Raw genomic sequence first — 22,174 nt, 5'->3', positions numbered from 1 at the left:
GGTACGCGGTCGCGCCGGCGGGATCCCGGATCAGGCCGGCTTGCGGCCCACTCCGCCGTAGAAGCCGATCTCCTCGGAGCCCGTCGGCGGCGTGGTGTCCGGGTGCCAGAACGGAACCTGCACCAGCCCCGGCTCGACCAGGTCGAATCCGTCGAAGAAGCGTTCGACCCGGTCGCGGGAGCGCAGGTTCATGGTGGCGGACGCGTTGTTGTAGACGGCCTCGGCCCGGCTGCGGTCGGCGAGGTCACCCGTCGCATGCGACAGCACCAGGAAGCTGCCGGGCGGGAGCGCGTCGCGCAGGGTGGCCACGATCCGCTCGGGCTCGTCCGCGTCGCGGAGGAAGTGGAGAACGGCGACGAGGAACAGGGCGACCGGCCGGCCGAAGTCGATGATCCTGCGGACCTCGGGATGATCGACGACGGACTGCGGATCGCGCAGGTCGGCCAGGACGATGCCGGTCGTGCCGGCCCGGTTGAGCAGCGCGTCGGCGTGTGCCTTGACGATCGGGTCGTTGTCGACGTAGGCCACGCGCACGTCCGGCACCAGCTCCTGGGCGACCTCGTGCACGTTCGGGGAGGTGGGCAGGCCGGTGCCGATGTCCAGGATCTGACGGACCCCGCTGTCGACGACGTACCGGACCGCACGCTGCAGAAAGGCGCGGTTGGCGCGCACGGAGATCCACACCTCCGGTGCCGCGGCGGCCAGTTGATCGGCCGCCACCTGGTCCACCTCGTAGTTGTCCTTGCCGCCCAGGAGGTAGTCGTAGATCCGTGCGGGATGGGGCTTGCTGGTGTCGATGTGCACGGCCTGGCCGCCGTCCTGAGTCACTCCGTACTCCTCTCCACGACCGTCACGGTCTCGGTCCCGCAGACGGTTGGCCAAAGCTTCCCATATCAACTACCTGGTCTGCTCCGGGAGTTCCGGGGCGGTACGGCGGTGACGGCGCTCGGCCGGGCGCTGGGGACCGGAGCGGGCCCGGCACCACGGGAGCCGGTCCTCTTCCCGGGCCGGGTGGGTCTCACCGGAACAGCCTGCCCCGACACGACCCGCGTCGCCCCGTCACCCGGCCGGACCGGCTCCGGTGGACTGCGCGTCGTCGGCGTCGGATGGTCGGAACAAGATCGGTGAGTCGATGTTTCGTCCGACCGGTCGCCGGGTCGTCCCTCCATGTCCGTGACGAGGCGGGCCGACGCGCCGGGGGCGGGGAACGGTGAATCCATGCGCTCGGGTCGTTCCCCGCCCTTCCCGATCCGCCGGACCGGGCTCGGTCTTCCACTCAGTGGGCGCCGGCTCCCGTGCCGCCACGAGCACCCCGGTGAGCGTCACGAGACCGCCGGCGGCGTCATCACCGCACGCTCTGGCCGATGTCCCGCTGTTGCGGCCGGACGTCCTGCCCGCCGGCCCGGGCGCCGCTGCGCCCGCGTCGACCACGAGAGGCCCTACGCCGACGTCGGCGACCGCCGTGGCGTCCGGGTGCCCGGGTGGCCCTGGTGCGGGTGGGCCCCCGGCCCCGGCGTCACGACACCGTCGTCGGCGCGACCAGGCGCCGTCACATCGAGGACGCGCTCGCCGCTCTCGGCCTCCGGCTCACCGAGGAGGAGATCGGGAAACTCGAGAAGAGCCGTACACGGCCGGGGGGACAGCGGCCACCGAGCAGGCCGCGCGTGCTCCCGGCCGCCCGCGCCATCCGCCTTTCCCTGGACAGACGGGCGCGGCTGTCCATAGAGTTCCTGTCCAGGATTGGAAAAACAGTCCAAGCCGAATCTGCGACGCTCGCTGCACGGAGCGCAGGAAGGGAAGAGGAGCCCGCCATGGCCGCCGCTCTGCCCGTAACGTTCGACGACGTCCGTGCGGCCGCCGCACGCCTCGAAGGAGTCGCCCACCGTACGCCGGTCGTCACCTCGCGCACCCTGAACGCGCTCGTCGGCGCCGAGGTGTTCGTCAAGTGCGAGAACCTCCAGCGCGTCGGCGCCTTCAAGTTCCGCGGCGCCTACAACGCGGCGGCCCAACTGCCCCCGGACCGGCTTGCCAAGGGCATCGCCGCCTACTCCTCCGGCAACCACGCCCAGGCGACTGCCCTGGCCGCCCGCGAACTCGGCACCAGCGCCGTCATCCTGATGCCCGAGGACGCCCCACGCCTCAAACGGGAGGCGACCGCCGGATACGGCGCCGAGATCGTGACCTACGACCGCTACACCGAGGACCGCACCACGCTCGGTACGGCACTGGCCGAGGCACGCGGCCTGGCCCTCGTCCCGCCCTACGACCACCCGCACGTCATCGCCGGACAGGGCACCGCGACGCTCGAACTCCTCGACGAGACCGGCCCGCTCGACGCCCTGGTCGTACCCGTCGGAGGCGGCGGCCTCATCGCCGGCAGCGCCACCGCGGCCAAGGCCCTGCACCCCGGCGTCAGAGTCATCGGTGTGGAGCCGGAGCAAGGCGACGACACCAAGCGCTCCCTGGAGCGCGGTGCCCGTGTCACCGTGCCCGTGCCCCGGACCATCGCCGACGGGCAGGCCCTGCCCACTCCCGGTGAGATCACCTTCGGGATCAACCGGCGCCTGGTCGACGCCATCGCCCTCGTCAGCGACGCGGAGATCGTCACCGCCATGCGCTTCGCCTTCGAACGACTGAAGATCGTCCTCGAACCCAGCGGCGCCACCGGGCTCGCCGCCCTCCTGGCCGGCCGTGTCGGCGACCTGCCGCTCCGCGTCGGCGCCTTGCCGCCCCGCGTCGGCATCATCGCCTCCGGAGGCAACATCGACGCCCGGAGGTTCGCCGAACTCGTCGGCGGATGAACGCAGTTGCGACGCAAGTCGCCGCATGACCCCCGCGGCGCGCAACCGCATGCGCCGCTCCCCGGCGTCACCGGGGAGCTGGAGCCGCCGGTCAGGGCCCGTTGTCAGTGGTCGCCTCTACGGTTCGATCAGTGAGGACCTGCTGGAACGGCCGCGGGTCCGTCCTGGGGAGGGGTCTGCCATGACCACGGCGTCCGCGGTGTCGACGACGTATCTGGAGCTGTCGCAGGAGGGCGGGGGCGCCCACAAGTTCTACGAAGTGACCGTCGACGGCACCGTCGTGACGGTGCGGTACGGCAGGATCGGCGCCGCAGGGCAGACCCAGACGACGACCTTCCCCTCCGCCGAGAAAGCCAGGGCGGCCGCCGCGAGGAAGGTGGGGGAGAAGGTCCGCAAGGGGTACGCCCCGGCGGTCCAGGGGCAGCGGGCGCCACGCCCGGTGACCCGGCGTCAGGTGACGTCGGCCCCGTCGACCGCGCGGGCCGTGGCGCCCGTGCTGTGGCGCTTCCGCACCGGCTCCGCCGCCTTCGGCATCCATGTCGACGACGAGCACTGCTGGGTGGGCAACCAGGCGGGTGACGTGTACACCCTCGGCCACGACGGCGCCGTCCTGGCCCGGTTCAGCCTGCCCGACGGCGTCAAGTGCCTGGTCGCCGACGACTTCTGGATCTACGCCGGCTGCGACGACGGCAAGGTCTACGACCTGTCCTCCAAGCTGCCGTTCGCCGCCTACGACATCGCCGCCGACGTCGACATCTTCTGGCTGGACATCCACGAGGGCATCCTGAACGTCTCGGACCGCGCGGGCCGGCTCACCGTCATCGACCACGAGGACGAACACCAGTGGGCCCGCCGTAGCCAGGGCGAGCACGCCTGGATGGTCCGCGCCGACGACCGGGCCGTCTACCACGGCCACCAGCGGGGCGTCACCGCCTACGCTCCCGACGGCAGCGGCGAGTTGTGGCACACCGCCACCAAGGGCGGTGTGCTGTTCGGCTGGCAGGAGGAGGACGCCGTCTACGCGGGCACCGGGCACCGCGTGGTCCAGCGGCTGTCGAAGGCGACGGGCGCCGTCGAGGCGACGTACGCCTGCGACAGTGCGGTGTACTCGTGCGCCACGTCCCCGGGCGGGAGGTTCGTGTTCGCGGGCGATGCCGCCTCCTCCGTCTACTGCTTCGACCAGGACGGCACGCGCCTGTGGAAACTCGGCACGGGCGGCGGCTCCGCGCTGTCGATGCAGTACCGCGACGAGCGGCTGTATCTGGTGACGACCGAGGGCTCGCTGCTGTGCGTCGACGCGAGCGAGACGGCCGTCGCGGCGGCCCAGCAGGGTACGCTGCCGGTGGCGCGGGACGTCAAGCTCGCCGCCGCCCTGCCGACCTACGCCCCCGGTACCGCCGTGGCCGCGGTGGCCACCGTCGCCTCGGCTCCCGCCGGAGCGGTGGTGGTCGAGTGCGTGCAGGAGGCCGGCCGGCTACGGGTGCATGTGGTGTCCGAGGGCTACGACACCTCCTGGAACGTCCAGTTCCCGCGCGCGATACGGCAGCCGGGCGCCCGCTACGTGGTGGATGCCCTGCACCCCGCGGCGGGCGGCTTCTATCGCGTCCGGGGCGACATCCGCCGTCTGCTGTGACGCTGCCGGTCTTCCCTGCCGGTCTTCGCCGCTGCTCTCTGCCGCTGCTCTCCGCCACCGGTCGGCTGCGCGGCACCCCGCTCCGCCCGCGGCCGTCCGGCACTCGGAGGTCCGCCGCCGCTCGCACCGCTCGGCACCGTGCGCGGCTCCGTCGATGCGTCCTCTGGCAGCACCCCCTCTGCTCCGCCGGCCGGCCGCCCCCGCCCGCTGGGTCAGCCGCGCGTCGCGCCGCCTCGCCTCGGCCGACCTCACCCGGATGCGGGTGAGCAGATCGGTCCGGGCCGGCGATCCCCGTCATCGGTGCGGGTGAGCAGGTCGGCCGGGCTCGGTGGCCCGTCTGCGCGGTCGGTCGCGTGCGGGTGCCTTGCCTCTCGTCGTCTCCACCGGCCGGCCCCCACGGGTCGGCGCTGCCCCGCTCGGGTGCGTCACGTCAGCGCCACGCGGCCGCCTCCGCCAGCACCTCCCGCGCCACGGGGAGCGCCTCGACGCGGTCCTGCGGAACCAGGCCGATACGGGTCCGGCGGTCCAGGAGGTCCGACTCGTCCAGGGCGCCCTCGTGCCGGACGGCCCACAGCAGTTCGGCACGCGTCACCGGATGGCCGGGGAGCACCGGTTCGGCCAGGGTCGGATCCTCGGCAGCGAGCGCGTGGACGGCCTCGGCCTCGGTGCCGAGGCGACCCACCAGGCGCCGGGGCGCGGACAGGGTCCGCAGCCGGGCGGGGGCCGCCGCGCCGACCAGCGGCAGGTCGGCGGTGGGGGAGGGCGCGGCTGGAAGACCCCGGGCGGCGGTCGCGGCGTCCACGGCGTCCTGTGCCATCCGCCGGTAGGTGGTGAGCTTGCCGCCGACGATCGTCGTGACGGCGTCGGGGGACGTCAGCACCGCATGCCGGCGGGAGATGTCGGAGGTGCGGGCGGACGCCCCGTCGGGGCCGTCGTGGCCGGAGGTGTCCAGCAGGGGGCGCAGTCCGGCGAAGGCGCCGACGACCTCCTCCCGGGCCACCGGCGTGTCCAGGACCGAGCCGAGCACGTCCAGCAGGAATCCGATGTCGCTCTCGGGCACGTCAGGGACGTCCGGGATCCCGCCCTCGACAGGCTCGTCGGTGAGGCCGACGTACACCCGGCCGTCGCCCTGGGGCAGGACCAGGACGAATCGGTTGGTCTCCCCGGGGATGGGGATGTGCAGGCCGGCCGGCAGGGTGCCGAGTCGTTCCGAGCGCAGGACCAGATGGGTGCCGCGGGAGGGCCGGATCCTGATGCCCTCGACGAGGTCACCGGCCCACACTCCGGCGGCGTTGATGACCGCGCGGGCCCTGACCTCGCCCTCCTCACCGGTGAGTTCGTCCCGGATCCGGGCGCCGGTGCCGGTCAGATCCAGCACCCTGACCCGGGTCAGCACCCGCGCACCCCGCGCGGCGGCCGTCCGGGCCAGGGCGGTGACCAGGCGGGCGTCGTCGGTCACCTTGCCGTCCCAGGACAGCAGTCCGCCGCGCAGCCCGGCCGCGCGCACCGAGGGCGCGAGGTGCCGGGCCTCCGTCGCCGACAGCCGGCGCGGCGCGGGCAGGACATGACGGGGGGTACGGGCGGCCAGCCGCAGCATGTCCCCGGCCCGGAAACCGGTCCACGCGAGCGAGGCCTGCCCCCGGGACACCAGCGGGGTGAGCGGCAGGACGAACGGCTGGGCGGCGACGAGATGCGGAGCGGTCCGGGTCATCAGCACGCCGCGCTCGACGGCGCTCTCGTGCGCGACGTCGAACTGCGCGGAGGCCAGATAGCGCAGCCCGCCGTGGATGAGCTTCGAGCTCCAGCGGGAGGTGCCGAAGGCGAGGTCGTGGGCGTCCACCGCGACGACGTCCAGGCCGCGGGCCGCCGCGTCCAGCGCGACGCCGGCTCCGGTGGCGCCGAGCCCGACGACCAGGACGTCGGTCACCCTGCCGTCGGCGGCCTCGGCCAGTTCCCGGCCGCGGCGGTGTGCGCTGAGGGACGAGCCGGCGTCGGCCCTGGTGTGGCTCATGGCGTGAGGGTCCTCTCCAGAAGGGTCCGCAACTCGCCGAGGAAGGCGGCGGAGTCGAGCTCCGGATCGTCCTCGTCGGTCATCGTGCGCAGGGACAGGGCGAAGGACTGCACGGTCAACAGCAGCGCACGGGCCTGCCGTGGGACATGCCCGGGGCGCACGGAGCCGTCCGCGTGGCCGTCGCGCAGCCCGTCGGCCAGCAGCCCCAGCAGCGCCTCCTGGCTCGCTCCACGCCGGTCGAGCACATAGGGCAGCAGCAGCTCCGGGTCGACGTCGACGATCTTGCGGAACAGCGGGTGCGCCCGGAAGGCCTCGACGCCCGCCACCAGTCCGTCCACGATCCGGGTGCGGGTGTCCGTGCCGGCCGTGGGCTCGGGGATCGCCCGGGTGGCCACGTCGATCCACTCACGGGTCATCAGATCGCCGACCAGGGTCCGCAGATCCGGCCAGCGCCGGTACAGGGTCATCCGTGAGACGCCGGCGCGGCGGGCCACGTCGGCGAGGGTGGTGCGGCGGACCCCGACGGCCAGCACACAGTCGCGCACCGCGTCGAGCACGTGATCGTTGTCCGAGCCGTTGTGACGAATAGGCGTCATGTGTCACAGTGTAACGCCCCGGGACAGGGCGGAGCGGACAGCCGTCGCCCCGGACCGGCCGTCGGCCGTCGCGCCAACCGAGTACACCGAGCACACCGACCTGTGAGGACGACCGTTCAATGGACATGCTGTGGAACGGCTGGGGCGACCCGGCCAAGGCGGCACCCCTGCCCGACTCGGTGACCGGACTGCTGCGCGACCTGCTCGGTGTCAAACCCCGCAGCACCCCCGCCCTCTCCCTCGAGGACATCGACCTGCCCGCGCCCACGGCCGGGCCCGCCGCGCTCGCGGCGCTCGCCGAAGCCGTGGGCGGCGAGGACCACGTCCGCACCGGCACCGAGAGCCGCGTCCGCCACACCCGCGGCAAGTCCACCCCCGACCTGCTGCGCATCCGCGCCGGGGACCTCTCCGACGTCCCGCAGGCCGTGGTCCTCCCCGGCTCCCACGACGAGGTCCTCGCCGTCCTGCGCGCCTGTGCGGCGCACGGCCTCGCCGTCGTCCCCTTCGGCGGCGGCACCTCCGTCGTCGGCGGACTCGCCCCGCAGCGCACCGGGTTCGTCGCCCTGGACCTGCACCGCATGAACGGCCTGCTCGACCTGGATCCCGTCTCACGCACCGCCGTACTCCAGCCCGGTCTGCGCGCCCCCGACGCCGAAGCACTCCTCGCCGAACGCGGCTACACCCTCGGCCACTTCCCGCAGTCCTTCGAGTGGGCCACCATCGGCGGCTTCGCCGCCGCCCGCTCCAGCGGCCAGGCGTCCGCCGGATACGGCCGCTTCGACGAGATGGTCCTCGCCCTGACCCTCGCCGCCCCCGAGGGCACCATCGAGACCGGCCGCGCCCCGCGCTCCGCCGCAGGCCCCGATCTGCGTCAGCTCATCCTCGGCTCCGAGGGCGCCTTCGGCGTCATCACCTCCGTCACCGTACGGATCCGTCCGCTGCCGCAGGTGCGGATCTACGAGGGCTGGCGGTTCGCCTCCTTCGAGGAGGGCACCGCCGCGCTGCGCAGGCTCGCCCAGGACGGGCCCCGGCCGACCGTGCTGAGGCTGTCCGACGAGACCGAGACCCTCATCGGCCTGGCCCAGCCCGACGCCATCGGCGGCGACGCGGGCCGGAGCGCGGCCGGGTGCCTCGCGATCATCGGCTACGAGGGCACGGCCGAGGACACCGCACAGCGCCGGGAGCAGGCGGCCGCCGTCCTCACCGACTGCGGCGGCACCCTCCTCGGCGCCGAGCCGGGCGAACGCTGGGCCCACGGCCGTTACGGGGCGCCGTACCTGCGCGACGCCCTGCTCGACGTCGGCGCCTTCGCGGAAACCCTCGAGACCGCCGCCTTCTGGTCCCGTGTCCCCGAGCTGTACACGGCCGTACGCACGGCCCTCACCGACACCCTCACCGAGGCCGGCACCCCACCCCTGGTGATGTGTCACATCTCCCACGTGTACGAGAACGGCGCCTCGCTGTACTTCACGGTCGTCAGCGCCCAGGGCGAGGACCCGGTCGCCCACTGGACGCCCGCCAAGCGCGCGGCCAACGAGGCCGTACTGGCGGCCGGCGGCACCATCTCCCACCATCATGGAGTCGGCACCGACCATCGCGACTGGTACGTCCGCGAGGCCGGGCCGCTCGGCATCGCCGCCCTGCGCGCCGTCAAGCGCCGCCTGGACCCCGAGGGCCTGCTGAACCCCGGCGTCCTGCTGCCCACCTCCTGACCCCGATCCGCCGTCCGACCCCAATCGATCCGCCTGCTTCGGAGGCACACCGATGCGACAGTTCACCGCCGTCGTCAACCCCACCGCGGGCGGCTCCACCGGGGCGGCGACCCTGCTGCACCTGGCCCGGCTGCTGCGCGAGGCCGGAGCCGAGCTGGAGACGGAATACAGTCACAGCCTCGCGCACGCCCAGGACATCGCCCGCCGTGCCGGCGAGCGCGGCCGGATCGTGCTGGCCGTCGGCGGCGACGGCATCGCCGGCGGCATCGGCGGCGCGCTCAGCGGCACCGGAACCGTCCTCGGCCTCGTGCCCGCCGGCCGCGGCAACGACTTCGCCCGCGCCCTGAAGCTGCCCGCCGACCCCACCGCACTCGCCGGCATCCTGCTGCACGCCGAGCCCCGGCCCGTCGACACCATAGAGGTGGAGTCGGCCCACCATTCGCGCGCCGTGGTCCTGGGCAGCGTCTACGCCGGCGTGGACGCGGTGGCCAACCGGCACGCCAACCACGCCCGGCTGCTGCGCGGCTCCGCCTCCTACTACGCGGGCGGCCTGCGCGCCGTCACCACCTGGCGGGCGGCCGACTACCGCCTCTCCGTCGACGGCGAGGAACACGCTCACCGCGGCTACACCGTCGTCGCCGCCAACTCCCCCTACTACGGCTCCGGCCGGCTCATCGCCCCCGACGCCCGGGTCGACGACGGCCTGCTGGACGTGGTGATGATCCGCGAGGCGCCGCGCCGGCTGTTCTTCGCTCTCATGAACGAACTGAAGACCGGCGGCCACGTGCACCGCCCCGAGGTGCGCGTGCTGCGCGGCAGGGAACTGCGCATCGAGGCGAACAGAGCCGTCCCCTACGGCGCCGACGGCGAGGTCGACGCGGCCCTGCCGGTCACGGTGCGGGTAAGACCCGGGGACCTGCCGGTGCTGTACTGACCGCCTCCCCGAGCCGGCGCACCGAGACGCCCCGAACCCCGGCACGTGACACGGCGTCGGTGCGGGACCGGCCGGCCGTGGGTAGGGGAGGGGAACCGGCCGAGTGCGCCGGGGGAGGGGTTGGTCGACATGACGCTCGAAACCGCCGAGGACGTGGTGCAGGCGGTCGTGCTGTACGACGGACGGCTGCTGCTCGTGGAGGACGGTGGCTGGGCACTGCCGTCCGGCACGCCCGAACCCGCCGAGTCGGCCGAGGCCACCGCGGCGCGCGTCGTCTACGAACTCACCGGTTATCTCGTCGACGGTACTGAGGCGCTGAGCCCGGACGACGGGGCACCGGCGGGCGGAGCGTCGGCGGTGGTGTGCCAGTTGCTCAGCGAGACCCCGTCGGACGGGGCGAGCCTCGCGCCGGAGCGGGTGCGCTGGGTGCCGATATCCGAGACCGTCGACGTGGCACTCCCGGCGGTCGTGCGCGAGTACCTTCAAGGACACACGCCCGTGTGAGGGTGGCCCGTCGGCGGTCCGCCGCAGGGCGCGCCGCCGGCGGCAGGTCGGTGAGCGCGACGAGCGGTTCGGCCGCGCCGGCCCGGCGGATCGGTGAGCGTGCGGGGGAACCGCGGGCAGCAGCTACTGCCCGGCGCAGGAGCGGGCGACGGCAGGGGGCCGCTCCCAGGCACACGCGGCCCGGAGCGGGCCGCGCCCGGTGGGGTGCCGTGTCACGGGCCGTCCGGGACGCGGTCATGCGGGTCGTCGTCGAACTGGGGTCCGGCGAGAGTCGAAAGGGCCGTGTCCGTTCGCCGGCGGGCGGGGCCCGACTGATAGCCGGCGCTTATCACCTCATCGAAAAGACCGCTTTGACGTGCGCTTGGCGAGGGGCGGATGCTGCCCCGCAGTGGCCATGGCAGAAAGAGGCGCACCGGAACATGAGCGGTATCGAGGACCCCGACGACGACCTGACGGTCACCCCGCCCAAGCGTTGGGCGACCGGTGTCCCGGCGGTAAGGCATGCGCTGGAGTACTCGCTCGGCCGGACGACCGTACGACGGACCGCGCTGACCCTGCTCAACATCAACCAGGCCGAGGGATTCGACTGCCCGGGATGCGCCTGGCCCGAGCCGGCACCGGGCAAGCGGCACCGCAACGAATACTGCGAGAACGGCGCCAAGCACATCAGCGACGAAGCCACCACGCGACGCGTGACCGCCGCGTTCTTCCGCCGGCACTCGATCGCCGAACTGGGCGCGAAGTCGGACTACTGGCTCAACCAGCAGGGCCGGCTGACCGAGCCCATGATCAAGCGACCCGGCGCCGAGCACTACGAACCCGTCGGCTGGGACGAGGCGCTCGACGTGCTCGCCGGAGAACTCCGCCGCCTCGACTCCCCGGACGAGGCCCTCTTCTACACCTCCGGCCGGCTGAACAACGAGGCCGCCTTCCTGCTGCAGCTCTTCGCCCGCGCCTACGGCACCAACAACCTGCCGGACTGCTCCAACATGTGCCATGAGTCCAGCGGTTCGGCGCTGACGGAGACGCTGGGCATCGGCAAGGGCAGCGTCTCGCTCGACGACATCCACACCGCCGACCTGGTCTTCGTCGTCGGGCAGAACCCGGGCACCAACCATCCGCGCATGCTCACCGCGCTGGAGGAGACCAAGCGCAACGGCGGCAGGGTCATCGCCGTGAACCCGCTGCCGGAGGCCGGGCTCATCCGCTTCAAGCACCCACAGAAGGCCCGCGGAGTGCTCGGCCGGGGCACCGCGATGGCCGACCAGTTCCTGCAGATCCGCCCCGGCGGCGACCTCGCCCTCTTCCAGGCCCTCAACCGGCTGCTGCTGGAGGCCGAGGACGAGCGCCCCGGCACCGTGCTCGGCCACGCCTTCATCACCGCCCACACCACCGGGTTCACCGACTTCGCCGACCACGCCCGCAAGGTCCCCTGGGAGGACGTCCTCGCCGCGACCGGGCTGCCCCGCGAGGAGATCGAACGTGTCCACCACCGGGTGCTGGAGAGCAGGAGGATCATCGTGTGCTGGGCCATGGGCCTCACCCAGCACAAGCACGGCGTCCCCACCATCCGCGAAGTCGTCAACTTCCTGCTGCTGCGCGGCAACATCGGCCGACCGGGCGCCGGCGTGTGCCCGGTGCGCGGCCACAGCAACGTCCAGGGCGACCGCACCATGGGCATCTGGGAGCGCATGCCCCAGACGTTCCTCGACGCCCTGGGCCGCGAGTTCGGCTTCATCCCGCCCGCGCGGCACGGACTGGACTCGGTCGACGGCATCCGGGCCATGCGCGACGGCACGGCGAAGGTGTTCCTCGGCGTCGCCGGCAACTTCGTCCGGGCCACCCCGGACAGCCATGTCACCGAGCGGGCGATGCGGCGGTGCCGGCTCACCGCGCACATCTCCACCAAGCTCAACCGCTCTCACGCGGTCTGCGGTGACATCGCCCTCATCCTGCCCACCCTCGGCCGCAGCGACCGCGACGTCCAGGCGTCCGGCGAGCAGTTCATCACCGTCGAGGACTCCATGAGCGAGGTGCACGCCTCCCGCGGACGCCTGGAGCCGGCCTCTGAGCACCTGCTCAGCGAGGTCGCCGTCATCAGCCGGCTGGCACGCCGAACCCTCGGCGGCACACCGGACATCCCCTGGGAGGAGTTCGAGGCGGACTACGGCACCGTCCGCGACCGCATCTCCCGCGTCGTAGCGGGCTTCGAGGACTTCAACGCCCGGGTGTCCAGGCCCGGCGGCTTCCGGTTGCCCAACCCGGTCAACCGGCGTGTCTTCCGCACCCCGAGCGGCAAGGCCGTGTTCACCGTCAACGAGTTCACGATGCCGCACATCCCCGAAGGCCATCTGCTGCTGCAGACACTGCGCTCCCACGACCAGTGGAACACCGTCCCGTACGCGATGGACGACCGCTACCGCGGCATCCACAACGCCCGCCGGGTCGTGCTCGTCAACCCCGACGACCTGGCCGCCCTCGGGTTCGCCGACCGCGACCGGGTGGACCTGGTCGCCGTCTGGCACGACGGCCTGGAGCGCCGGGCGGAGGACTTCCGCGTCGTCGCGTACCCCGCGAGCCGCGGCTCGGCTGCCTCCTACTACCCCGAGACCAACGTCCTGGTACCGCTGGACAGCGTCGCCGACATCAGCAACACCCCAACGTCCAAAGGTGTGTTGATCCGTCTGGAGCCCGCGCGGGCCGTCGGTCGTGAAGGTTGAGACACCGGAACATGCGACCAAGAGGAGTGGGACCATGGGACGCGTGACGGTGCGTCGGCGAGTGCTGCGGATCCGTGACGGAGTCCCCTCGGCCCGGCCGGACACCCTGGCCGCCGAGGAACCGATGGAGATACGGGTCGGCGGGCGCCCCCTCACCGTGACCATGCGCACCCCGGGCGACGACTTCGACCTCGCGGCCGGCTTCCTCGCGGGCGAGGGCGTCGTCCACAGCGCCGGCGACATCAGCGCGATCCGCTACTGCGCCGGCGCCACGGCGGACGGCGGCAACACCTACAACGTGGTGGACGTCGCCCTGGCACCCGGCGTGGCCCCGCCCACCGCGTCACTGGAGCGGAACTTCTACACCACCTCCTCCTGCGGTGTGTGCGGCAGGGCCGGCCTGGACGCGGTGCGTACGGCGTCCAGGTGGTCCGTGGCCGAGGACCCGCTGGACGTGGGCCCGCAACTGCTTGCCTCCCTGCCCGAGCGGCTCCGCGCGGCCCAGAAGGTCTTCGACAGCACCGGGGGCCTGCACGCGGCCGGCCTCTTCACGGCCGACGGCCGGCTGGTGTGCCTGCGGGAGGACGTGGGACGGCACAACGCCGTGGACAAGGTCGTCGGCCACGCCCTGCGGTCGGGTCTGCTGCCGCTGCGCGGCACCCTGCTGATGGTCAGCGGGCGTGCCTCGTTCGAGCTGGTGCAGAAGGCCGTGCTCGCCGGGATCCCGCTGCTGGCGGCCGTCTCGGCCCCGTCCTCACTGGCCGTGGACCTGGCCGCCGAGAGCGGGCTGACCCTGGTCGGCTTCCTGCGGGGCACATCGATGAACGTGTACGCCGGCGAGGAGCGGCTGCAGCTCCGGTCGGTGGGCTGACGCCCCGCGCCCGCTACCGCCCCGGATCGCCGGGGACTCCCTCCAGCGCCGAGGCCACGTCGGTGGTGCGGGCGATGTCCGTCAGCGCCCTGGCCATCACCGACCCCGGCTCTCGGGCGGCGATCACCAGACCCACGGGCACCGAAGCGTCGGGCTCGACCAGCGGCACGGCGCGCATGCCGTGCGGGACACCGAACACATGCAGCCACGCGTGCGGGACGACGGCCGCCCACCGCCCCGTGCGCACATGGGCGAACAGGGCCGCCACGGAGTCGGTCTCCAGCCGGGGCGAGGGCTGGGTCCCGGCCTGCGCGAAGAACTCGTCGAGGACCCGGCGGCCCTGCATCGCCGGGGTCAGCATGCACAGCGGCAGCCGTGACGCCTCCGCCCATGTGGCCGTCGTACGCCGGGCCAGACCGTCTGCGGCCGTGAGCAGCAGGACGTACCGCTCCTGGTACAGCGGCACCGTCCGGAAGCCCTCCGCCACGTCCTCGCGCAGATAGGTGACTCCGGCGTCGAGCTCGAAGTTCTGCAGCTGCCGCAGGATGTCCACGGACTGCATGTCCGCCGTGACCTCCACCGTGACCAGCGGATGTGCGGCGCAGAAAGGACTGGTCAGCTGGGCCACGGCACCGGACGCCGTCGGCACCGTACCGATCCGCATCCTGCCGCTCAGGCCGCTGCGCAGGACGTCGACCTCGTCCTTGAGGGCGTCACGGTCGGCGAGGATCCGCTGCGCCCATACGACGATGCGCTCCCCCTCCGGGGTGAGGCCCTCGAACTTGCGGCCGCGCCGCACGAGCGGCACGTCGAGCTCCTCCTCCAGCTTGCGCAGCGCCTCCGACAGGGCGGGCTGGGAGACGTAGCAGGCCTGGGCGGCACGCGCGAAGTGCCGCTCCCGGGAGAGGGCGACGAGGTATTCCAGCTGACGAAAGAGCACGGCACGGGTCTACCCGACGGCATCCCGCGACGCCAGTGCCGAACCGTCCCGCACGTCCGCGTCCCGCCGTACCACGGCGTCATCGCGGAGGCGACTCGTGCCCTGCGTTTGCGGTGCCGTGCGCGTCGGGTTTCAGTGAGTACGGACCCCGCAACAGCGATTCCCGCGGATCACCGGCTGCCCCCGCGCCCAGGAGCTGTCATGTCGATGTCGTTCGGTGCACCGTTCGGTTCGTCGGATCCCTTCAGCGAGCTGTTCAGCCGGTTCTTCGGCATGTCGCCGGCGTCGTCGCCTCCCGCGGTGCAGCGGGTGCCCATCGGCCGGTTGCTGACGGAGTCCTCGCAGGAACTGCTCAATCTGGCCGCACGGCGGGCCGTCGAGGACGGCACGTCCGACCTGGACACGGAACACCTGCTGTGGGCGGCCGCCAAGGTCGAACCCTCCCGGCGGCTGCTCTCACGGGTGGGCGTCGACCCCGACGCGCTCGCGGACGAGATCGCCGAGATCCTTCCCCGGGAGTCCGGCGAGCCGTCCTCGCAACCGGGCCTGACGCCCGCGGCCAAGCGCACCCTCCAGGCCGCGTTCGCCCGGTCGCAGGCGGCCGGTGTGTCGTACATCGGGCCCGAGCACATCCTCGGCGCCCTGCTCGGAGACAGTGACACGGGCGCCGCCAAGCTGCTGCGCGCCGAGGGCCGCGACACACAGAAGCTGTCGGACCTGACCGAGCAGGCCTACCGCGGCAACGTGCTTCCCGCCGAACGGAGCAAGACGCCGGCGACGACGCTGGACGAGTACGGCCAGGATCTGACGGAGCAGGCCAGGGCGGGAAAGCTGGACCCGGTGGTGGGGCGGGCCGAGGAGATCGAGCAGACCGTCGAGATCCTCTCCCGGCGGTCGAAGAACAACCCGGTGCTGATCGGCGAGCCGGGCGTCGGCAAGACGGCGATCGTGGAGGGCCTGGCACAGCGGATCGTGGCCGAGGAGGTGCCCGACACCCTCAAGGACAAGAGGGTCGTGGCGCTGGACCTGTCCGGCATGGTCGCGGGGGCGCAGTACCGGGGGCAGTTCGAGGAGCGGCTGAAGAAGGTCATCGAGGACGTCCGGGCGGCCCAGGGCAGGATCATCCTGTTCATCGACGAACTGCACACCGTGGTCGGCGCCGGGGCGACGGGGGAGGGGGCGATGGATGCGGGCAACATGCTCAAGCCCGCCCTCGCCCGCGGTGAAGTCCACGTCGTGGGCGCCACCACGATCGACGAGTACCGCAAGTACGTGGAGAAGGACGCGGCGCTGGAGCGGAGGTTCCAGCCGGTGATGGTGCCGGAGCCGACGGTGGAGGAGACGGTGCAGATCCTGGAGGGTCTGCGGGACTCCTACGAGGCGCACCACCAGGTCCGTTTCGACGATGCCGCATTGGTGGCGGCGGCGGAGCTCTCCGACCGCTACATCACGGACCGTTTCCTGCCCGACAAGGCCATCGACGTGCTGGACCAGGCCGGTGCCCGGGTGCGGCTGCGCGGCGCGGGCCGGTCCACGGAGGTGGTCAGCCGCGAGGACCGGATCGCGAAACTCCGCCGCGAACTCGAACAGGCCGTCTGCGTCGAGGACTTCGAGAAGGCGTCGGAGCTGAAGCGGCAGATCTCCGCGACGGAGGGCGAACTCGCGGGGATCGAGGAACGCCGTGAGGGAGTGGTGTCGGTGACGGCCGCGGACATCGCCGACGTCGTCTCGCGCCGTACCAGGATCCCGGTCTCCCAGCTCACCGCGAGCGAGAAGGAGAAGCTGCTCAGGCTCGAGGAGGAGATGCACGCCCGGATCGTCGGCCAGGACGAGGCCGTCACCGCCGTCTGCCAGGCGGTACGGCGCAACCGGGCCGGCATGGGCGATCCGAACCGGCCGGTGGGCTCCTTCCTCTTCCTCGGCCCCACCGGCGTCGGCAAGACCGAACTCGCCAAGACCCTGGCGGCGTTGCTGTTCGGGGAGGAGGACCGGATGATCCGGTTCGACATGAGCGAGTTCCAGGAGAAGCACACCGTCGCCCGGCTCGTCGGCGCCCCTCCCGGATACGTCGGGTACGAGGAAGCAGGCCAGCTCACGGAGAAGGTGCGCCGCCGGCCCTACAGCGTGGTGCTGTTCGACGAGGTGGAAAAGGCGCATCCGGATGTCTTCAACACCCTGCTGCAGATCCTCGACGACGGCCGGCTCACCGATGCGCAGGGGCGCACGGTCGACTTCCGGCACTGCGTCATCATCATGACGTCCAACATCGGCGCGCACCGGATCCTGGACCACAAGGGTGACGTGTCACAGCTGAAGGACGTGTTGACGGAGGACCTGCGGACCAGGTTCCTGCCGGAGTTCCTCAACCGGATCGACGACATCATCATCTTCCACGCTCTGAGCGAGGAGGACCTCGGGAAGATCGTGGACCATCTGCTCGACCAGAGCAAGCGTCGCGTCCACGCCCAAGGGATGCGGCTGGAGGTGACCGAGGCGGCGAAGAAGCTGCTCATCGCCCACGGCCACCAGCCGGAGTTCGGGGCCCGGCCGCTGCGTCGCACGATCCAGGCGGAACTGGACAACCGGATCGCCACGCTGCTGCTCAGTGGCGAGGCCGACTCCGGCGACACCATCGTCGCCGACGTCGAACACGACGCACTGCACTGCAGGATCCGCAAGAACGGCGGCTCCGGTGAGGGGGGCTGACCCCTCGCCGTTCATCCGTCCTCGCCGTGCTCCCCGATCGCCACCACGACCGCGCTCGACGGGCCGTCCGGTGTGTCGAAGCGGACCGAGTCACCGGGGCGGTGTCCGAGCAGCGCGCGGCCGAGCGGGCTGCCGGAGGTGACCAGGGTCTGGTCCACCGCCTCGGCGATCTCTCCGATCTGGAGCGTCTCCACCGAGCCGTCCGGGAAGCGGACGGTGACCGTGCTGCCCACGCCGACCACGTCCGTGGGGGCGGGCCCGGCCACGTCCGCCTGGCGCAGCCGGTCGGTGATGGCATCGATACGGCGGTCCAGGCGGTCCAGCTGAGTGGCGCGCTGCAACTGCTCGGCCTGGTCCGCCTGGTCGCCCACGTCCGTCCGGTCCCGCAGGGTTCCGGCGACGAGCCGACGCTCGTCGCGCAGGTCGGCCAGCTCTTGCTCCAGCGCGCGGCGGGCGGCGGCACTGATCGGCTGCGGGTCACCGGTCATTCCGGCTCCTCTGATCCAGGGGAGGAATCTTGATGAAACGGGCGTTCTTCGCATCGTATCAATGGGGGTCCGAGGTCGTGCTTCCCGGCGCCCGCGGTCGGGTGGAGGCTGCGGTGGAGGTTCCTTGCATCCGGATATACGGTGTTTTCAGGTGTCCCCCGCACTCCTCTCCCTGTCCGTCCAGGAGGTTCCCATGTCCTCGAAGCGACGCCGGAAGAAGAAGTCGCGGCGCAACCACGCCGCCAATCACGGGAAACGACCCCAGTCCTGAGCGCCCCGGCCCACCGCGGCGGGCACGAGACCGAGCTGCTCGTACCGGTGCAGGGGGTGCGGGCAACGTCCGCTGAGTGCCGCGACCTCCCCGACGGACCTCCCCGACGGCGCAGCAGGCGGCCAGGGCCGGGGAGTCCACGGGGTGTTGTCGGGCACCCTCGCCCGGGACACCGCCGGGACGTTGAAGCGCACGTGAGGCGAGTGCAGTTCCGCTTGCGCGGCGTCAGCGACACGACCGTCCGAGCGAGTCCCGGGAGCCGTCGCGCGGTCAGGGGTACAGCTTCTGCCGCGCGGCGAGCATGGCGACGAACTTCTCGATGCGTGCCGTACGGGTCTGCGACCTCTTGGCGTCCTGGATCCGGTAGAGGATCGCGTACCGGTTGCGGCTGTCCAGGGTGGCGAAGAAGTCCTGCGCCTGCGGCGCGGCCTCAAGCGCCGCCCGCAGGTCGTCGGGAACCGACGCCGTGCTCTGCGCCTCGTACGCCGCCTCCCAGCGGCCGTCCGCCCTGGCCTTGTCCACTTCGCGCCGGCCGGCGGGCCGCATTCGGCCCTGCTCCATGAGTTCGATGGCCTTCTGCCGGTTGATCCGCGACCACTTGCTGCCCGGCCGGCGCGGGGTGAAGCGCTGCAGCCAGTGCCGCTCGTCCAGCTTCTTCTTCTGCCCGTCGATCCAGCCGAAACACAGCGCCGACTCCAGCGCGCCCGCGTAGTCGACACCGTCGACCCCGGAGTCCTTCTTCGGGATCTTCAGCCAGACACCGCGCACGTCGGCGTGGTGCTCCTCGAGCCACTTCTCCCACGCCTCCCGCGTGGGGAAGGCGAGGACCGGGCCGGCCCCGCCCGCTGCTCCGTCCACCCGCGCGTCCCCTGGCATGCGCCATATCAAAACCCAGCCGCGACGCGCGGTCAACCAGGAGCTCGCATGCTGTGGGAGGTGGCGTTTCGGTCCGCCGGCTCCGGCTTGCCGAACAGGGCCGCGCGGCTCGCCGGGAGCCGGCTGATGACCTGGTTCACCGTGGGCCTCCGTATCGAGGGGTTCCATCGGCGGGTCGCCGAGCGGATCGCCAGGCAGGCCGCGCACGGCCCCGTGGGACGCCCGGCCGCTCCCGAGCGCGGTCGCCGACCGTGTCGGCGGAAGGCGACGATCGTCGATCTCCCCAGGACTGACCCGCTCCGCCGGCACCCTCGCGACGGCCTCCGTGACCACGGCCGCCTCTGCCTGCCTGTCGTCCTCAAAGCGTTCGCGCACACGGGGAGGAACTCGTCGCACCTCGTCGTCACGCCACCTTCGTGTCGGGCCTCCCGCTCCCGCTGCCCGGCCCGCCCGGCCAACGCACAGGCCATGGCGAGAGGGGACGGTCGGGTCAGTGGTGCGTGTCGGCCGTCCCGAGGGAGTCGAGCCAGCGCAGCAGGCGGGCTCCTTCGCGGGTCATGACGTCCGGGTCGCGCAGGGCGTTGGCCAGGAGTGACATGCCCTGGTAGGCGCAGACCAGGGTGAGGGCCAGATCGTCCGGGCCCGGGGTGCCCAGCTCGCGGAACTGGTGTCCGGCCCACTCCAGCAGGCGCCGGATCGCCGCCCCTGCCTCCGCGTCGAGGACACCGTCGGCGCGCTTGTCGAGTTCGACGGCCAGGGTGCCGGTGGGACAGCCGTGGCGTGCGGCGACGGCGCGCTGGTCGACCCAGGCTTCGACCAGTGCCTTCAGACGGTCGCGCGGATCGGCCAACTGCTCGAGGCGGCCGGTGAGTTCGTCCAGGCGGGCGCTGTGCTCGGACAGCGCCGCCCGGACCAGCTCGTCCTTGGTCTTGAAGTAGTAGTAGACGTTCCCGACCGGGACGCCGGCCTCGCGCGCGATGTCGGCGAGGGTGGTGCGCTCGACCCCCTGCTCGTGCAGAACCCGCGCCGCAGCGGCCGTGAGCCGCCGGCGCTTCTGGGACGCCTGGACGCGCCGATCAACTGAGTTGGTCACCCGACTGACTATAGACGGCAGAGGGTGAGAGCATGCTACGATCTATTTAGTCAGTCAACTGACTTATTTAGGGGGTACGATGATCACGGTGACGGGCGCCACGGGCAACATCGGGCGGACACTGGTGGAATTGCTGGCCGGGGCGGGAGAGGAGGTCGTGGCGGTGTCCCGGCAGGCGCGGACCGTCGCCGTCCCGGCCGGTGTCCGGTGGGCTCGGGCCGACGTCGGGAACGCCACGAGCCTGCGGCCCGTCCTCGACGGCGCCCGCGCGTTGTTCCTCGTGCTGGGCGGCGCACTCAACCACCGGGGCCAGAGCCCGAGCGCCCTGCTGGACGCGGCGGCACAGGCCGGGGTCGAGCGGATCGTCCTCGTGTCCTCGCAGGTCAGCGCCACTCGCCCCGATGCGCCTTCGCACGCCCGGCTGCGGGAGTTCGAGGCCGCCGTGCGCGCCTGCGGACGGGACTTCACGATCCTGCGCCCCTCCGCGTTCGCCTCGAACGCCCTCGCCTGGGCAGAGACGGTCCGCACCGAGCGCACGGTCTTCGCGCCGTTCGGCGACGTGGCGCTGCCCGTCGTCGACCCGGCGGACATCGCCGCAGTCGCCGCGACCGCCCTGCGCGAGGACGGCCACGCCGGCCGTGTGTACGAGCTGACCGGCCCCGAGCCGATCAGCCCGCGCCGGCAGGCCGCGGCCATCTCCGAGGCCCTGGGCGAGGACGTGACCTTCGTGGAACTGTCCCGCGCCGACGCCCAGGCCCGCATGGCCGAGTTCATGCCCGAGCAGGTGGCCGCGGGCACGCTGGACGTCCTGGGCGTCCCGCTCCCGGCCGAACAGCGGATCAGCCCCGACGTGGAGACCGTCCTGCGCCGCCCGGCCGGCCCCTTCGCCGACTGGGTCGCCCGCACCCTCCCGGCGTTCTAGGGCCTGCCCGACCCTGTGCGTCGTTGCCCGAAGGGCGGCCGCGCGGCGTCAGGTGCGTGCTCTCGGTGTGCCGTCCCCAGGCCCTCGCACGGGACGTACTCGGGTCCGGGGCCGGTGCGGCGCGTGGGGGCACCTCCCACGCCCTTGAGGCAGGGGGGAGCGTGCATGGCGTCGTCATGAGCGAGTGCACCTGGGGGCGCCCGTCCGGACGGGCGGACCCGTGCGGGCCCGGACAGCGCCGGCTGTCCGCCCGGGGGCCGATCCGCGCGCCGGGCCGCGGGGGACCGGGAAACGGACGACGGCGGTGCTCGCCGATCCGACACCGCCCACTCATGCCGCGTACCCGCCGTCCACCGCGACTTCGGCGCCCGTCACATACACCGCCTCGGGTCCCGCCAGATAGGCCACCGCGGATGCCACCTCCTCGGCCGTGCCGAAGCGGCCGAGGGCGGTCATGGCCGCCTGGGCGTCCGCGAACGGACCGTCCGCGGGGTTCATGTCGGTGTCGGTCGGGCCCGGATGCACGACGTTGGCCGTGATCCCGCGTCCGCCCAACTCGCGGGCCAGCGCTTTCGTCAGCCCGACGACGGCCGACTTGCTCATCGCGTACAGGGTGCTGCCGGGACCCGGCGTGTGATGGGTCGCACAACTGCCGATGGTGACGATCCGGCCGCCCGACGCCATGAGCGCGGCAGCGGCCTGGGCGGCCAGGAACATGCCGCGGATGTTCACCGCGATCAGCCGGTCCACGTCGGCGAGCGACAGGCTCTCCAACGGCCGCATCAGCCCGACGGCCGCGTTGTTCACCAGGACGTCCAGGCCGCCGAGCGCCTCGGCCGCACGGCCCACCGCGCCCGCCGCGTCCTCCGCCTCCCCGGCGTCGGCGCGCAGGGCCACCGCCCGCCGTCCCAGGGCCCCGACGGCCCGCACCACGTCCTCCGCCGCCTCCTTCCCGTGCACGAACGTCACCGCCACATCCGCGCCTTCCCGCGCCAGGCGCAGTGCCGTCGCCGCGCCGATGCCCCTGCTGCCGCCGGTGACCAGAGCCTTCTTGCCGTCAAGCGTTGCCTGTGAAGTCATGCCTCCATCTCACCGG

18 protein-coding genes are annotated in these 22,174 nt (G+C 72.5%); 10 read left to right on the top strand and 8 right to left on the bottom strand.

The features are described from left to right. Positions 1 to 30 precede the first annotated feature (30 nt). Positions 31 to 828, bottom strand: coding sequence for an SAM-dependent methyltransferase (locus AC5WRT_RS17685; protein ID WP_496094413.1), 798 nt, complete (start codon positions 826 to 828; stop codon positions 31 to 33). Positions 829 to 1,811: 983 nt separating this feature from the next. On the opposite strand from AC5WRT_RS17685, the gene AC5WRT_RS17680 reads away from it, so the two are divergent. Both AC5WRT_RS17680 and AC5WRT_RS17675 read left to right on the top strand, forming a co-directional pair. Beyond that, complete coding sequence (locus AC5WRT_RS17680) at positions 1,812 to 2,801, top strand: pyridoxal-phosphate dependent enzyme (RefSeq protein WP_496094412.1); 990 nt, start codon at positions 1,812 to 1,814, stop codon at positions 2,799 to 2,801. A 181-nt stretch (positions 2,802 to 2,982) separates the two neighbouring features. Further along, complete coding sequence (locus AC5WRT_RS17675) at positions 2,983 to 4,434, top strand: WGR domain-containing protein (protein WP_496100373.1); 1,452 nt, start codon at positions 2,983 to 2,985, stop codon at positions 4,432 to 4,434. Positions 4,435 to 4,864: 430 nt separating this feature from the next. Here AC5WRT_RS17675 and AC5WRT_RS17670 read toward each other — a convergent pair whose 3' ends face one another. After that, positions 4,865 to 6,445, bottom strand: a complete 1,581-nt coding sequence (locus tag AC5WRT_RS17670) for a glycerol-3-phosphate dehydrogenase/oxidase (RefSeq protein ID WP_496100372.1) — start codon at positions 6,443 to 6,445, stop codon at positions 4,865 to 4,867. After that, entirely contained in the window at positions 6,442 to 7,041 is a 600-nt protein-coding gene (locus AC5WRT_RS17665) for a TetR/AcrR family transcriptional regulator (protein ID WP_496094409.1), read from the bottom strand. The genes AC5WRT_RS17670 and AC5WRT_RS17665 overlap by 4 nt, the downstream gene beginning before the upstream one ends. A gap of 119 nt (positions 7,042 to 7,160) precedes the next feature. Here AC5WRT_RS17665 and AC5WRT_RS17660 point away from each other — a divergent pair, with 119 nt between their 5' ends. From AC5WRT_RS17660 to fdhD, 5 genes are all read left to right on the top strand, one after another. Then, positions 7,161 to 8,753 carry an FAD-binding oxidoreductase gene (locus AC5WRT_RS17660; RefSeq protein ID WP_496094408.1) on the top strand — a complete coding sequence of 531 codons (1,593 nt, stop codon included), beginning with the start codon at positions 7,161 to 7,163 and terminating at the stop codon, positions 8,751 to 8,753. Positions 8,754 to 8,805: 52 nt separating this feature from the next. Further along, the gene (locus AC5WRT_RS17655; RefSeq protein WP_496100371.1) at positions 8,806 to 9,687 is read left to right on the top strand and encodes a diacylglycerol kinase family protein; all 882 of its coding nucleotides are present in this window, start codon (positions 8,806 to 8,808) and stop codon (positions 9,685 to 9,687) included. Between the two features lie 129 nt (positions 9,688 to 9,816). Further along, complete coding sequence (locus AC5WRT_RS17650; RefSeq protein ID WP_496094406.1) at positions 9,817 to 10,191, top strand: NUDIX hydrolase; 375 nt, start codon at positions 9,817 to 9,819, stop codon at positions 10,189 to 10,191. 419 nt (positions 10,192 to 10,610) lie between these two features. Beyond that, positions 10,611 to 12,911: an FdhF/YdeP family oxidoreductase gene (locus AC5WRT_RS17645; RefSeq protein WP_496094405.1), complete on the top strand. Its 2,301-nt coding sequence runs from the start codon at positions 10,611 to 10,613 to the stop codon at positions 12,909 to 12,911. A 34-nt stretch (positions 12,912 to 12,945) separates the two neighbouring features. Then, positions 12,946 to 13,782 (top strand): formate dehydrogenase accessory sulfurtransferase FdhD, encoded by an 837-nt coding sequence (fdhD, locus tag AC5WRT_RS17640; protein ID WP_496094404.1) that lies wholly within the window; start codon positions 12,946 to 12,948, stop codon positions 13,780 to 13,782. A gap of 13 nt (positions 13,783 to 13,795) precedes the next feature. Here fdhD and AC5WRT_RS17635 read toward each other — a convergent pair whose 3' ends face one another. Then, positions 13,796 to 14,722 carry a LysR family transcriptional regulator gene (locus tag AC5WRT_RS17635; protein ID WP_496100370.1) on the bottom strand — a complete coding sequence of 309 codons (927 nt, stop codon included), beginning with the start codon at positions 14,720 to 14,722 and terminating at the stop codon, positions 13,796 to 13,798. Positions 14,723 to 14,923: 201 nt separating this feature from the next. Between AC5WRT_RS17635 and AC5WRT_RS17630 the strand changes: the two genes are divergently transcribed. Next, the gene (locus AC5WRT_RS17630; RefSeq protein WP_496094402.1) at positions 14,924 to 17,428 is read left to right on the top strand and encodes an ATP-dependent Clp protease ATP-binding subunit; all 2,505 of its coding nucleotides are present in this window, start codon (positions 14,924 to 14,926) and stop codon (positions 17,426 to 17,428) included. 11 nt (positions 17,429 to 17,439) lie between these two features. Here the strand turns inward: AC5WRT_RS17630 and AC5WRT_RS17625 are convergent, their stop codons facing one another. Beyond that, positions 17,440 to 17,916 carry a GreA/GreB family elongation factor gene (locus AC5WRT_RS17625; protein WP_496094401.1) on the bottom strand — a complete coding sequence of 159 codons (477 nt, stop codon included), beginning with the start codon at positions 17,914 to 17,916 and terminating at the stop codon, positions 17,440 to 17,442. Positions 17,917 to 17,977: 61 nt separating this feature from the next. Between AC5WRT_RS17625 and AC5WRT_RS17620 the strand changes: the two genes are divergently transcribed. Next, positions 17,978 to 18,187, top strand: a complete 210-nt coding sequence (locus AC5WRT_RS17620) for a hypothetical protein (protein WP_496094400.1) — start codon at positions 17,978 to 17,980, stop codon at positions 18,185 to 18,187. Between the two features lie 270 nt (positions 18,188 to 18,457). Here the strand turns inward: AC5WRT_RS17620 and AC5WRT_RS17615 are convergent, their stop codons facing one another. Further along, positions 18,458 to 19,063 carry a YdeI/OmpD-associated family protein gene (locus tag AC5WRT_RS17615; RefSeq protein WP_496094399.1) on the bottom strand — a complete coding sequence of 202 codons (606 nt, stop codon included), beginning with the start codon at positions 19,061 to 19,063 and terminating at the stop codon, positions 18,458 to 18,460. 490 nt (positions 19,064 to 19,553) lie between these two features. Continuing rightward, complete coding sequence (locus AC5WRT_RS17610) at positions 19,554 to 20,156, bottom strand: TetR/AcrR family transcriptional regulator (protein WP_496100369.1); 603 nt, start codon at positions 20,154 to 20,156, stop codon at positions 19,554 to 19,556. 79 nt (positions 20,157 to 20,235) lie between these two features. Between AC5WRT_RS17610 and AC5WRT_RS17605 the strand changes: the two genes are divergently transcribed. Further along, complete coding sequence (locus AC5WRT_RS17605) at positions 20,236 to 21,078, top strand: NAD(P)H-binding protein (RefSeq protein ID WP_496094397.1); 843 nt, start codon at positions 20,236 to 20,238, stop codon at positions 21,076 to 21,078. Between the two features lie 330 nt (positions 21,079 to 21,408). Here the strand turns inward: AC5WRT_RS17605 and AC5WRT_RS17600 are convergent, their stop codons facing one another. Next, the gene (locus AC5WRT_RS17600) at positions 21,409 to 22,158 is read right to left on the bottom strand and encodes an SDR family oxidoreductase (protein WP_496094396.1); all 750 of its coding nucleotides are present in this window, start codon (positions 22,156 to 22,158) and stop codon (positions 21,409 to 21,411) included. Positions 22,159 to 22,174: the final 16 nt, after the last annotated feature.

The organism is Streptomyces sp. NTD91 (genome assembly GCF_059510455.1).
This window is presented reverse-complemented; position numbering and strand designations above follow the sequence as displayed.